Origin of the sequence: Marinagarivorans algicola (genome assembly GCF_001292705.1) — a bacterium.
GTDB lineage: Bacteria > Pseudomonadota > Gammaproteobacteria > Pseudomonadales > Cellvibrionaceae > Marinagarivorans > Marinagarivorans algicola.
Genome location: NZ_LGAK01000056.1, coordinates 1 through 12341, shown reverse-complemented (window position 1 = coordinate 12341; position 12341 = coordinate 1). Strand labels below are relative to the sequence as shown.

At 44.6% G+C, this 12341-nt stretch carries 15 protein-coding genes; 8 read left to right on the top strand and 7 right to left on the bottom strand.

Features of this window, described 5'->3' with window-relative positions; all coding sequences use genetic code 11:
* The first annotated feature begins 17 nt into the window (after positions 1-17).
* Entirely contained in the window at positions 18-653 is a 636-nt protein-coding gene (locus AC438_RS14440) for an NUDIX domain-containing protein (protein WP_338011129.1), read from the top strand.
* Here the strand turns inward: AC438_RS14440 and AC438_RS14435 are convergent.
* From AC438_RS14435 to AC438_RS14425, 3 genes are all read right to left on the bottom strand, one after another.
* The gene (locus AC438_RS14435) at positions 633-1439 is read right to left on the bottom strand and encodes an SAM-dependent methyltransferase (RefSeq protein WP_053981973.1); all 807 of its coding nucleotides are present in this window, start codon (positions 1437-1439) and stop codon (positions 633-635) included. The two genes, AC438_RS14440 and AC438_RS14435, sit on opposite strands and share 21 nt — an antisense overlap.
* Before the next feature lie 61 nt (positions 1440-1500).
* Positions 1501-2265: a YciK family oxidoreductase gene (locus AC438_RS14430; protein WP_053981985.1), complete on the bottom strand. Its 765-nt coding sequence runs from the start codon at positions 2263-2265 to the stop codon at positions 1501-1503.
* Between the two features lie 170 nt (positions 2266-2435).
* Entirely contained in the window at positions 2436-3095 is a 660-nt protein-coding gene (locus AC438_RS14425) for an HAD family hydrolase (RefSeq protein WP_053981972.1), read from the bottom strand.
* Between the two features lie 160 nt (positions 3096-3255).
* On the opposite strand from AC438_RS14425, the gene AC438_RS14420 reads away from it, so the two are divergent.
* From AC438_RS14420 to AC438_RS14395, 6 genes are all read left to right on the top strand, one after another.
* Positions 3256-4113 (top strand): M23 family metallopeptidase, encoded by an 858-nt coding sequence (locus AC438_RS14420; RefSeq protein ID WP_053981971.1) that lies wholly within the window; start codon positions 3256-3258, stop codon positions 4111-4113.
* Between the two features lie 93 nt (positions 4114-4206).
* Positions 4207-4407, top strand: a complete 201-nt coding sequence (locus AC438_RS14415; RefSeq protein ID WP_053981970.1) for a Trm112 family protein — start codon at positions 4207-4209, stop codon at positions 4405-4407.
* Position 4408: 1 nt separating this feature from the next.
* Entirely contained in the window at positions 4409-4750 is a 342-nt protein-coding gene (locus tag AC438_RS14410) for a histidine triad nucleotide-binding protein (protein WP_053981969.1), read from the top strand.
* Between the two features lie 72 nt (positions 4751-4822).
* Positions 4823-6049, top strand: a complete 1227-nt coding sequence (locus tag AC438_RS14405; protein WP_053981968.1) for a tRNA-queuosine alpha-mannosyltransferase domain-containing protein — start codon at positions 4823-4825, stop codon at positions 6047-6049.
* Positions 6050-6071: 22 nt separating this feature from the next.
* Complete coding sequence (locus AC438_RS14400) at positions 6072-6611, top strand: YaeQ family protein (protein WP_053981967.1); 540 nt, start codon at positions 6072-6074, stop codon at positions 6609-6611.
* A gap of 24 nt (positions 6612-6635) precedes the next feature.
* A complete protein-coding gene (locus AC438_RS14395; protein ID WP_053981966.1) occupies positions 6636-7409 on the top strand; it encodes an NRDE family protein in 774 nt (257 codons plus the stop codon).
* A 24-nt stretch (positions 7410-7433) separates the two neighbouring features.
* Here AC438_RS14395 and AC438_RS14390 read toward each other — a convergent pair whose 3' ends face one another.
* Positions 7434-8291 (bottom strand): glucosaminidase domain-containing protein, encoded by an 858-nt coding sequence (locus tag AC438_RS14390; RefSeq protein WP_053981965.1) that lies wholly within the window; start codon positions 8289-8291, stop codon positions 7434-7436.
* 431 nt (positions 8292-8722) lie between these two features.
* Between AC438_RS14390 and truD the strand changes: the two genes are divergently transcribed.
* Positions 8723-9856: a tRNA pseudouridine(13) synthase TruD gene (truD, locus tag AC438_RS14385; RefSeq protein ID WP_053981964.1), complete on the top strand. Its 1134-nt coding sequence runs from the start codon at positions 8723-8725 to the stop codon at positions 9854-9856.
* Between the two features lie 103 nt (positions 9857-9959).
* Here truD and AC438_RS14380 read toward each other — a convergent pair whose 3' ends face one another.
* The 3 genes from AC438_RS14380 to AC438_RS17000 form a co-directional block, all read right to left on the bottom strand.
* Complete coding sequence (locus tag AC438_RS14380; protein ID WP_053981963.1) at positions 9960-11168, bottom strand: EAL and HDOD domain-containing protein; 1209 nt, start codon at positions 11166-11168, stop codon at positions 9960-9962.
* Between the two features lie 11 nt (positions 11169-11179).
* Positions 11180-11773, bottom strand: coding sequence for a hypothetical protein (locus AC438_RS14375; RefSeq protein ID WP_053981962.1), 594 nt, complete (start codon positions 11771-11773; stop codon positions 11180-11182).
* A gap of 324 nt (positions 11774-12097) precedes the next feature.
* Positions 12098-12341, bottom strand: a 244-nt coding sequence (locus tag AC438_RS17000; RefSeq protein WP_162230756.1) for a hypothetical protein, incomplete at its 5' end; no start/stop codon positions are given.

Here is a 12341-nt window from a genome sequence, read left to right as displayed (position 1 = left end):
CTTATAGGAGTATTGTTGTGAATAGTAAAAATGAACATCTAGATAAAAGCTTAGGTAAAAACCTAAATGCGCACAGTGCCAAGTCGGTAGATTTTATGAATAGGCCCAAGGCGATAGGTCCATGGCAGCGGCTAGACAGTCAACTTGTTTACGAAAACCCTTGGGTTAGTGTGCACCATCAAAACGTGATAACACCGGGTAATACACAAGGCATTTATGGCGTAGTGCATTTTAAGGGAACAGCCGTTGGCGTGGTACCTATTGATGATGAGGGTAATACATGGTTAGTGAAGCAAACGCGTTACACCCTAGGCATAGAAACCTACGAAATACCCGAAGGTGGCGCCCCTGTAGGTGAGGCGCCGGCTGAGTGTGCTCGGCGCGAATTACTGGAAGAGGTTGGGGTGCACGCTCGTTATATCGAACCCCTAATGACATTACATTTATCAAACAGTGTGACCGATGAGCGTGCTGAGATTTTTGTAGCAACGGGCATTACGTTGGGGGTGGCTGCTCCCGAAGATAGCGAAGATATTACGGTGCTTAAGTTGCCTTTAAAGCAAGCAATAGCCATGACGCTGGACGGTCAAATTACCGATGCAATTAGCGTTGCTGCGTTACAGCGTTTGGCTTTAAAAGACGCGGGTTTTTGATAGTGACTCATTGCGCGCGAGGGCATTTTGATAATCGACCAGCGCTTGATAGCTGGCGTGCGAAGCCGTGGATGGCGAGCTTTGTGATGTGTGTTTGAGCTGGCAGGTTTGATGGTATTGAATCAGTTTGTGTAAATAGCGTTTTTTGGTGGAGGTCATCGGTTGCCATATTGATGAGCCAGCAGGGTTATGCTTTTTGCAACTGTTTTGTGTCGCGAGCAGGTTAAGGCGATAAAACATGTGCTCGTAGTCGTGGCCTTTTTCATGAATAAAAGCCTCATCTACAACCTCCAGCGGCGTTGTATGAAGGTACTCCCTAAGAGCATAGGTATGATTGGTTGGGCTTAGCAGTACATCTATGTGTATTGCGCGTGTGGCTTGTGCCTGCGGTTTTAAATGGTTGGCTAATAAGGCTTTAATAATCTCAACGGCATTTTTACCGCCAATACCGGCTAGTATGATGCAGTGGCTTCCTGCCGCTAATGATATTTTGCTGGCATCGAGGCAGCTTATGGTGAGTCTATTTTTTGAGTGGCTAGTACATTGCTTTTGCAGCCTATTAATAATAGAAGGCACTTGATCGATTAAATATATGTGGCTTTGCGCTTGCTGTGTGGCTTGGTGTAAGTGCAAGCCTAAGCGCCCATGGTCACAGCATAAATCCCAGATGTGAGTGTAGTGGCGTGCTGTTGCCCACTCATATAAATGCTGTAAGCGACCATCGAGCTTGCGCAATAACAGAGGCTGTTTATGGGGTTTTGAGGCTGCAAAAAAGTGGGGCGTCATAATGGGTGTCTCGCATCAAGGTGTGGGTAAGCGCGCTAAAGGGCGCGCTTGTGAGCGATCATCATTGAGGTTGAGCCTCAAATTGCTGGCCATTAACCCCTTGGCTTGCCGGCCCTAATAGGTAGAGGTAGCGATTGGCATGCGCCTCGGGCGGGGTCACATCATTAGGGTGCTCAGCAGGGTAAGCGTCGGCGCGCATTTGTGTGCGTGTGGCGCCTGGGTTAATGCTGTTCACACGAATATGAGACAACTCCGATTGCTCATCGGCGAGTGTTTGCATTAAGTTTTCGGTGGCAGCTTTACTGGCTGCATAGGCCCCCCAATAAGCGCGACCTTGATAACCCACTGCCGAGCCGGTAAAAACTATGCTGGCATCTTTAGCTTCTTTAAATAGTGGCAGTAGCGCTTGGGTTAACATAAAAGGGGCAATAGCATTGACTTGCATGACAGCTTGCCACTCACTCGCATTGTACTGCGCTATTGGTGTGTTAGTGCCTAATTTACCGGCATTATGTAGCAGCCCATCAATACGGCCAAACTCCTCTTTGAGCGCATTTTTCAATTGGGTGTAATCTTGTTCGGTGGCGCTTTCTAAGTTAATCGGGAAAATCGCCGGTTGGGCACCGCCTGCTTTCTCGATTTCATCGTAGACGGACTCGAGCTTTTGCATGGAACGGCCTAATAGCACAACGGTGGCGCCGGCTTTAGCGCATGCAAGGGCTACGGCGCGGCCAATGCCTGCGCCGGCACCGGTAATAACAATGATGCGCTCGTTTAAGCAGTTAGCGGGTGCTTGATAGGCTAAGAAGTCACTTTGGTGGCTCATAAAAAGAATCACTTTATTGGTATTCATCGAAGATATGTGTCGTTGTTTTTTTGAGCCCTGCGCTACAGCTTGGTGCGCAATACTCAACAAACAGCGGTGTTTTGAGGTATTTATTATGGGGTGGAGCAGGCTACTGGGCCAAATGCTTTATGGTACGGTGTATTGTGGTTTTAGCTGAGGCTTTCAATAATAGGCCAAATTTCAGTGGCGAGGTCTACGGTGTAGTCGGCTCCCCAAGTCTTATGGCAAGTGGTCGTATCGGTAAAACCATAGCCCACAGCGATAGTCGTTGTACCTGCATTACGCCCGGCCTCTATATCGCGTTTGTGGTCGCCAATATAAATGGCTTGGCTGGGGGGGCAATTGGCTTGTTGGCACGCTAACAAAACACCTTCTGGATCTGGTTTGGCCACTTTGACATGGTCTGGGCTGATGGTCGCAACTGGCGCGCTGGCAAAGTGAAAGTGCGTCATCAATGCTTGGGTATACAGTGCCGGTTTATTGGTCACTATGCCCCATGCGATATTAGCGTTGGCCAGTTGTGTGATCAACGTGGTGATACCCTCAAAAGCAAAAGTATGGTCGGCGATATGTGCCAAGTAATTATCCAATAGCGCTTGTCGGTACTTGACGTGTTGTGCTTGACTTAGCGCATCGCCAAATCCAAGCTTAATTAAGGCATTGGCACCGTTAGACACTTCTTTACGTGTGATATCGTCACTAAAAGGGGCAAGCCCTTGTGCAATGCGTACCGCATTTAAAGCTTCGCCTAAATCTTTGCTGGTATCAAGTAGGGTGCCATCAAGATCAAAAAATACGGCTTTTATCATATGCTTGGGGCCTGTGTCGCTGAATATTGACTGTAAAGGCACTATTTAAGCTTGAATACTTGAGCGGCACAAGGGCGCTAGGCGTGTCACAGCGTTTATTCGTTTAATTTTTTGACTCCAGCGGCTAGACTAGCGCTCTTATTGTGGGGTGACAGACTTTATGAAATCATTTAAGACACTTTTTTTGATCGGTTCACTGAGCTTTAAAGGCATAGGGGCTATGATAGCGAGTGCTTTTTTAGTACAAGCGCAGGCTGTAACGCTTAATGGTCCGTGGATACAAGGGGCGATGGTAACGGGTAAAGCTTCCCCCGGTGAAGAGATAATCTATAACGGACAGCAATTACAGCAAACACCTGATGGTGATTTTGTTTTTGGCCTAGGGCGCAATGCGCCTGCGGTGGTTGAGTTGCAGGTTAAGCTGGCCAATGGCAGCCAAAAGACGCTCAGTTTTGATGTGACCCAGCGGCAGTATGTCACTCAAAAAATAGAAGGTGTAGCCTCTAAGCACGTTACGCCGCCTAAAACCGTTAGCGCGCGCATTAGCCGCGAGGCAAAGGCCGTGCGCCAAGCCCGTACGGCTAATGACAACCGCAGTGACTTTTTGAGTACGTTTATTTGGCCCGCTAAAGGACCATTGACAGGGGTGTATGGTAGCCAGCGTATTTATAATGGCGTGCCTAAAAGTCCACATTATGGCGTCGATATTGCCGGCCCTAAAGGTGCTGAAGTTATCGCGCCTGCCGGCGGTATAGTCACCTTTGCCGATGATGACTTGTATTATTCTGGCGGTACTTTAATTGTTGATCATGGTCACGGTATTTCTTCAACCTTTATTCATTTAAGTCAAATTGAAGTGACGGTGGGTGCGACAGTTAAGCAAGGTGACTTGATTGCTCGAATTGGCGCCAGTGGCCGTGCAACGGGCCCGCATTTGGATTGGCGGATGAACTGGTTTAAAGAGCGCATTGACCCTCAGTTACTGTTCCCTAAAAACGCTAAACCCGCACTTCAATAAGCGTAGGTTAAACACTTAGGGTGCAAGCGATTGCTTCTTAAGGGTGATGTATTTAATTGTCAGGTAAAACAATCTCATCATAAGGTGAAAGCGATGTTAGATAAAAAGTTACTCAGTATATTAGTGTGCCCTGTAACCAAAGGGCCTCTTATTTTTGATGCGAAAAATAATGAATTGGTGAGTTTGACGGCAAACTTGGCTTACCCTATACGCGATGATATTCCAGTGATGCTAGAAGGCGAAGCACGAGAAATGACTTTAGACGAAAAAGAGCAATGGCAAAGTGAGCATTAATATGAGCGACACTATTTTTGGTAAAATTATTGCCGGCGAAATCCCTACACCTAAAATTTATGAAGATGAACATTGCATTTGCATCAATGATATTGCGCCACAAGCGCCAACACATGTATTGATTATCCCTAAAAAGCCCATTGCGACATTGGCCGATGCCGATCAAACAGACCAAGCTTTATTGGGGCATTTAATGCTAGCTGCCGGGAATGTTGCACGGCAGTTAGGTGTTGAAAATGCTTTTAGGCTAATTGTCAATAATGGTGCAGATGCCGGGCAAACGGTCTTTCATTTGCACCTGCATTTACTGGCAGGTAAAGCGTTTGAAGAGGGTATGGTGTAATTGTTGTTAATGATGTCTATTTTGTGTAAAGATTTTTTGTATAAATATTGTTGTAATATGGGTGGCCAATAGGTGGTCAATATTTTAGTGCTATCGGCTTATGATGCCGATAGCCATAAGCGCTGGCATCAAGGACTAGTGCGTTATTTAAAAAACGAATGTTTATCCTTTGGCCAGCCTTTGAATTTTACTGTACTCACATTACCTGCGCGCTTTTTTAGTTGGCGCATAAGAGGCAATGCGTTAAGTTGGGCGCTAGGTAAGCAAGCAGTGCTGCAAAGCCAAAAGTGGAATGCCATTATAGCGACTTCGATGGTGGACTTAGCCACACTAAAAGGTTTAGTGCCTTGTTTAGCAAGTGTGCCGACGTGTGTTTATTTTCACGAAAATCAATTTGCTTACCCAACTACCTCGCATGGTCATAACAGTATTGAACCTCAAATGGTCACGCTATACAGCGCCTTGGCCGCCAATAAAGTCTGTTTTAATAGCGAATACAATAAAAGCACTTTTTTAGCGGGAGTGGCGGCCTTATTAAAAAAATTACCCGATCAGATTCCTTTCGGTATTGTTGAAAATATACAGCAAAAATCGCAGGTATTACCTGTACCGATTGAGCCCGAATACTTTGCTTTAGCAGATAATAGCCAGTCCCAAAGTACTACTTTGCATTCTGCTGATACATTAAAATTTCCCCGTGAATTAACAACGTTTGATACATTAGAGGAGCCTTTAACTATTGTATGGAATCACCGCTGGGAATACGATAAATGCCCTGAATTATTATTAGCGATTGTGCAGCAGCTCGATAAAATGGCGCCCCATCTTAATTTGCGCTGGCATGTTGTTGGGCAGCGCTTTAGGCAGGTACCTAAAGCTTTTGAAGCGTTACAAACATTACTGATGCAAAAAAACTGGTTAGGCGAATGGGGGTATTTACCACGGCCTGAGTATTTGTCGGTGTTAAAAAGTAGCCATATTGTACTTTCTACGGCTGCGCATGACTTTCAAGGTTTAGCGGTGATGGATGCTGTGGCGGCAGGTTGCGTGCCTTTATTACCTCATCGTGTGGCATACCCTGAGTTTTTTGCTGGCGATTATTTATTTGGCTCGGCGGGTGCTTGTGAAGCAGTAACTCAAAAAGAGTGTTTGTTGGCCGAGCAGGCAGCCCATGCCATTATTAATCATTATCAAGGGGCTAATCCTCTGTCAGCCCCCAATATTGATAAGCTTAACTGGCTAACGCTTAAGCAGCAATACGCACAGTTATTCGATACATTAGTGACACATCAATATTAAATTTTATTTAATCGAGAAAAACATGGCTTTAAAAGCAACAGTTCATAAAGTAGAGCTCACAGTGAGTGATACCGAGCGCCATCATTACCATACTTATAATTTTAAAGTGGCCTGCCACCCTTCTGAAACCGAAGGGCGTATGTGCTTGCGACTCGCTGCGTTTGCATTGTACGCCAGTGAAAATATGAGCTTTACACGCGGTTTATGTGCCACGGACGAGCCTGACCTTTGGCAAAAAGACGATACTGGGCTCATTGAAACCTGGATTGATTTGGGTTGGCCAGATGAAAAACGTTTAGCTAAGGCTTCTGGTTTGGCTAACAAGGTGATTGTTGTTGCTTATGGGCGCCATACGGCACCTTGGTGGCAAACCACCGAGGCAAAAGCTGAGCGTTTTAAAAAATTAAAAGTTCTTGATGCCGGCGAAGATATTATTGAGCAATTAGCGCCTTTGGCGACCCTGAATATGGCGCTCACCGCGACTATTAGCGATGGTGTTTTATGGTTTGGTAATAGCGATATGACGGTTGAAATACCGTTGCATTATCTTAAGTCGCTTTAACTGTTTTGAGCGGGTATATAATAAATGTGTACGTTAACAATTATTGAAAAGACTGATAAGCGCTGGTTAATTACCATGAATCGCGATGAGGCCTTAGGGCGTACAGAAGGGGAGCCAGTTGCAACAATTAAAAATAATCAATGGTGTAGTTGGCGGCCGGTCGATAAGCAAGCCGGAGGCTCTTGGTTTGGTGTTATGCAAGGCTGTGCCCTAGCTTTGCTTAATCGCTATCAAGACGCTGAGGTATTGAATACGCGCACAAGTAGTATCAATCAAATGCCGCCAGAGCCACTTGAAAGTCGAGGGCGTTTAATTGAAGAGTTATTGGCATGCCCTGATGCTGCGGCTTTTAAGCGTACCGTTAAAGCCTTTGAAAGTCGTAAGTTTGCACCGTTTGATCTTTTTATATTCAATGTAGCCGATGCTCAGCCCGAACTTAATTGTTTAACATGGACGGGATTTGAGTGGCGCTATGAGCAAAAGACATTTGTGGATCGCTTTTTTTATACCTCTTCATCGGTGGATTATGACGAGGCAAAAGCCTATAGGCTGAATGCATTTAATACGTTATTGCAGAATCTCAATAAAAGACCTCTTAATTCACACGATATTGATTCGCACAGTATTGATTCACACAGTATTGATGCAAAAGCGGTGTTGCAACTACATCAAACTCACTGTGCACATAATCCTTCGTTAGGCTTTAATATGTCGCGGCCGGGGCGTCACACAAAAAGTATTTGTCAGGTCAGTCTTTCAGCGAGTCATTTTCATATTGATTATTATGGTCCAGCTTAAACGACACACTTGAGAGTGGTGATGTTATTTTGCCGCATTATGATGACTGCTAGTACTTGTATGAGTCGTTTCGTTTGAGCGTATTGAGCTGAGCGCTTTATTTTCGAGTTGATTTATTTTTATCATTTTCTTTATTTTATTGATGTAATGCTCGCCTTCTTCTGAGTACTTGATTAAGCCCTCGGCAAGGGCTGTACCTGTAACGGGTTTTTGATGTTGAGCGAGTTGATAGCGAATATCTCTGACCTTTTTAAACGCTTTATGCGAATTGATATTTCGAATATACGCTGCGACAGCATGTTGGGGCGATTTGAAAACGGCAATTTCGTGTTTCAAACCACTGGCTCGTGCAGTAGGCACCATGCCACAGCCTTTATCAAAACACCATTGGCCAAAGTAATTGTAACCCTCTAGTGCAAAGCGTGATGTACCCCAACCGCTCTCTAGTGCAGCTTGCGCCAGTGCGAGTGACTCAGGTACTGGCCTCAAGCGCCTGTCGATTAATGTAAACAGTGCTTCACCGGTTATTGTTTGGTCGATGTTATAGGTTTCTTTTAATGTGTCTAACCACTCAATCTCTTTGCTTGTGAGTGAGTCAGTGGGCTTTTTTTTAAGTGCCATTACGGTTGATCTTAGGTGCGCTATACGATCATTTTCAGTGATGACATAATCTCTGATAAAGGTAAAAAAATCAGATTTTTTATTTTTAATATTCGTGTACTGTGAAAAGTCGGGTACCGTGATGGCCTCATAAGATGAGTTGGCCAGCTTGATAGTCGGAAGCTCTATTTCATTGTTGTTAGGGTTTTTATATGTGCATCCGATCAATAGTAAAACAACGCATGTAAGCGTTAAAAAGAGATGCGCTAACCTTATAAGCATATTCTGCCCTTTTGATTGTGTAAAACAATATCAATATTGCTAGGTGATTACGTATACCCCTGATGCTGGGTGTCCGTAAATTGTTTTAGGATGTTCGTAAATTGTTCTTCCGTAAATGGTTTTCTGGCTTGCGTGAACCCTCTGCGACTTTGAGCGCCTGCGTTTTCACCTGGGTTATCTCAGGCACTTTAAATAGCCACAAGAGTATCCAGCATATCTTATTAGATAAGAGTGAGTAAGATAGTGGTATTAACAGTTATATTTATGGCCTTAAAACGAAGCATGTAATCAGTATTGGGTATTGTAGGGGTTAAATTTTTATCGATTGTTGCTTAAAAGGGCAATATCATCTCGTTTTTGCAGTAAGTTTTGTTATGGGCCTTAGCGTTGCTCGGGTAGAATAAGTGGTTTTAGTGAATTGATTGAATATTATGACTGATGCCAAATACCCGTTAGATTTCCCTTATGCGTATGGTAAGCCTGCCTTACGGGCTTTATTAAAAGGCGAAAATGCACATTTTGTGGTGCACGAGCAGCTAGGTTTTGAGCCTGCAGGCGAGGGCGAGCATTGGTATGTTCACACGGAAAGTGATGGTGATAATACACAGTGGCTAGCGGATCAAATGGCTAAAGCGCTTGGTGTTAAAGCGCTAGATATTGGCTTTTGCGGGCTAAAAGATCGCCATGCAATTACGCGGCAGTGGTTTTCTATTTATGATCCCAAGCAGTCAATACATGATCTTAAGGCCCGCTTAGCACCTGCATTGCCTAACAGCCAAATACTTGAGGTAACACGCGGTCAAGCTAAATTGCGAAGAGGTATGCACGCGGGTAACGGCTTTATTATCACGTTGGTGTTTAGTGATTTAGCATTGGCCTCAATACAGGCGCCATTAGTGGCTAAGCTTGAGCAAATTAAAGCCTGTGGCGTGCCCAATTATTTTGGACTACAACGATTTGGCCGCAATGGTAATAACTTGCAAGAGTTTGATCGTTTTTTGCTGCAACAAGAGGCAGTCAAAGCGTCACGCGATAGCACCACTCTAGCGCCCACCACTAAAAAGGGCCGCAATAAACCGCGTAAACCCAAAGGTATTATATTATCTGCTGCGCGCGCGTATTTATTTAACTGCGTACTTGCCGAACGCGTTAAAAGCGAGACGTGGCAGTGTGTCATTGACGGCGATGTTACACATGAGGGGCATGCGAGTGCGCTCAATCAGTGTGTGACCCAAAACGCCAAACCATTAATCGAAGGCTCAACGTTACCTGAGAACGTGGCTACGGCGCCATTATGGGGTCGCGGGCGCAGTCATACAGCTGGTCGTGCATTGATGATTGAGCAAGAGGCCTTGCACAGCATGAGTGCTTGGGCCAATGCGTTAGAACACTTGGGTTTAAGCCAAGAGCGTCGTAAGCTTTGCAGTGTGCCGCAAGACTTTATGTGGGGATTTGACGATAAAGACGCCGTGACATTACGTTTAATTTTTAGTTTGCCGCCTGGCGAATATGCGACAGGCATACTGCGTGAAGTGTGTGAGTGCTATGAGCCTGATAGGTCGTAGCTGATAAGCAATAGTAGGCAGACTGTTCGTCAGTACCGAGATTGGTCGCTGATAGGGCAATTTTATAGGGGCAATTCTAATGATGTATCGCCTTGCGCGTGCATTAAAATCCACTGGAGTCTTGAGCAAAGCATAGCGCTTCTGTGTAAGCGGTACTAATGTCGGACTCATCAATACCTAATGCCATTAATGAACCCGTCGGAATGTCGCTCCACTGTTGATGTTCGAGTGCTTTGCAGGCTTTCAAAAATAAACCGGGTGTTGTTTTTTTGGCTCCGGTTAATGAGTTTTTTAGTTCGGGGCTTAAATTGAGTTGGCTAAGGATATGATCCATGGCAATATCAAGATGAGCATCGAGCATAGATAATAAGCCGACAGTAAAGGCTTGGCTGGCATCGCATGTTTTTGATTTTATTGCCAATCGTTCACAAAACTTAGCCCGTGTACTGCTAATAATGCAAAGCTCGCTAGGCTTGTGGCTATTGCTGGCGAGTAATAAAAAAGTCGACCAGTTGCGAATGCGATCTAGCCCGACCATGGCAATTGCTTGGCTTAAAGACTCAACGTGACGACCGCTGCCAAAAATGGGTGAGTTAACCATTTTTAAAAGTCGAAAGCTTAAGCCTGGATCGGAGGATAAAACCTGTGCAATGCCGTCAAAATCGGCGTTATTGGCGGTCAATTTAGCCAAAATTTGTAATATAGATTGCGTACCCTGCTGCGCTTTTTTGCCCTCTACAATTTGGGGCTTGGCTAAAAAATAGCCTTGGAAATAATCAAAGCCTAGCTCGCAACATAATTTAAATATTTCGTGGGTTTCAATTTTTTCGGCCACAAATTGAAGATTGGGTTTTTTGAGTGCGAGCATATGTTCGCGAATTTCTTGTTCACTTAACTGTAAAACATCAATTTTAATAATATCGGCAAAAGGTAATAATAATTTACTGTGCTCGGTGAGCAAGAAGTCATCCAGTGCTATGCGGTATCCTTGTTTTTTGAGCTCGCTTAACGAGCGCAATACAATGTCATCAGGGTGAATATCTTCGAGTACTTCAATAACTAATTGCGAGGCTGGTAGCGGTGGCGGGCAAACGAGTAAATTGCGCGTAAAATTAATAAAAGCATCTTTTTGGCCGGTAATGTCTTCTATGCGACGCTCGCCAAAGGCGTACAATAAAACGTGTGAGCTGGCTTTGTCACCATCAAATTCAGTAGGGCAATTAAGCGTATCTCCCCTAAAGAGTAATTCGTAAGCCTCCACCTTTAAATCCTTGTTAAATATAGCTTGCCGAGCAAATAAGGGCTTGTTCATTGGTACGTCGCTTAGAAGAGTTCTATATTGTCAGCATCATTGCGCGGGTGCGAGGTGTACTGGTTGAAATGTTGTTGGTAAATGTCTAAAGCTTCTTCAATGCTGCCGCCTTGCATTATATGCTCAAACATCGCGTGCTCGGCTTCCATTGTGTAGCTATTTTTAATGGTATTTTGAATGCGTCGCCACTCTGCTGGGATGTGTAGCGAGTCATTATTGCTCATAATACCAGAAACCGTCTTTAGGCTGCTCGAAACATGATCAAGGCGTTGACACACACGGTCGTAAAACTGAAAGGCTTGAACCGACTTTTTAATATTAACATTCATTTTGTCGGTCGTATCGGCGATTGTTTTTTTAAACGCTTCTAAATCTTGTGGCTCATTAACGGCTTGTATGTTGGCATTCATTGCGTGATTGTGCTCTGCCAAAGCGGTGAAAGAGTGGGTGAGCGTTTCTACAGAAGCGTTACTGTCTGATAGTGTGGCCTCTATTTGGCAAATAGCCAAATAGAGCATATTAATAGTTTCACGTACATGAGACCAATCGTCGAGCGTGATGGATGATGGTGGTGTTTGTGGCGTGATCACTGCTTTTTTATGCATTCAGGTTTACATCCTTAACTGTTTGCTTAAACCGTTTACTGTTTAAACTCGAAATTGTATGGCAAGACGCTGTGCATAAAGACGCGCTTTGTTTGGCAGTGAATGTTATAGCGTCAATTGTGAGGGCATTAATGGCAATGGTGTTCAGTGCTAGGTTTAAAAGTACTAGGTTTAAAAGTACTAGGTATTAAACACCCTTGAATCGATTGCTCGATCTAGCGCTATTCGATTTTAGCATTACACAATACGCTGAATGTACCGCTATGATGAGCCGCTTGACAGCAGCGGCTCATGAGCCAACTTAACCCTACTTACTAGCATAGCCTACAAGGTTATATTTGCCTCTTGTGCGCGCAGTAATGTGCCTTTTTGCCAAGAAGAGGGGCTTTGATTTGAGGCCGCATTTAACGGTTGTGCTGCGGTGTGTCTGGCAGTGTTGTTTGGTGTTGTTTGGCGGGGAGCATTGGGGTTAGGTTTATCGATATTCGGTTTATTAAGGCTTGGGCTGGTGCTAGAAGATATGCGGTATTCGTAAATGACCGCATAGGTGAGTACGTTTTGAACATAC

What these genes read in the sequence shown, in the direction of transcription:
- AC438_RS14435 (WP_053981973.1), bottom strand. Translation starts at nt 1,439, where the DNA reads ATGACGCCCCACTTTTTTGCAGCCTCAAAACCCCATAAACAGCCTCTG.
- AC438_RS14430 (WP_053981985.1), bottom strand. Translation starts at nt 2,265, where the DNA reads ATGAGCCACCAAAGTGACTTCTTAGCCTATCAAGCACCCGCTAACTGC.
- AC438_RS14425 (WP_053981972.1), bottom strand. Translation starts at nt 3,095, where the DNA reads ATGATAAAAGCCGTATTTTTTGATCTTGATGGCACCCTACTTGATACC.
- AC438_RS14420 (WP_053981971.1), top strand. Translation starts at nt 3,256, where the DNA reads ATGAAATCATTTAAGACACTTTTTTTGATCGGTTCACTGAGCTTTAAA.
- AC438_RS14415 (WP_053981970.1), top strand. Translation starts at nt 4,207, where the DNA reads ATGTTAGATAAAAAGTTACTCAGTATATTAGTGTGCCCTGTAACCAAA.
- AC438_RS14410 (WP_053981969.1), top strand. Translation starts at nt 4,409, where the DNA reads ATGAGCGACACTATTTTTGGTAAAATTATTGCCGGCGAAATCCCTACA.
- AC438_RS14400 (WP_053981967.1), top strand. Translation starts at nt 6,072, where the DNA reads ATGGCTTTAAAAGCAACAGTTCATAAAGTAGAGCTCACAGTGAGTGAT.
- AC438_RS14395 (WP_053981966.1), top strand. Translation starts at nt 6,636, where the DNA reads ATGTGTACGTTAACAATTATTGAAAAGACTGATAAGCGCTGGTTAATT.
- AC438_RS14390 (WP_053981965.1), bottom strand. Translation starts at nt 8,291, where the DNA reads ATGCTTATAAGGTTAGCGCATCTCTTTTTAACGCTTACATGCGTTGTT.
- truD (WP_053981964.1), top strand. Translation starts at nt 8,723, where the DNA reads ATGACTGATGCCAAATACCCGTTAGATTTCCCTTATGCGTATGGTAAG.
- AC438_RS14380 (WP_053981963.1), bottom strand. Translation starts at nt 11,168, where the DNA reads ATGAACAAGCCCTTATTTGCTCGGCAAGCTATATTTAACAAGGATTTA.
- AC438_RS14375 (WP_053981962.1), bottom strand. Translation starts at nt 11,773, where the DNA reads ATGCATAAAAAAGCAGTGATCACGCCACAAACACCACCATCATCCATC.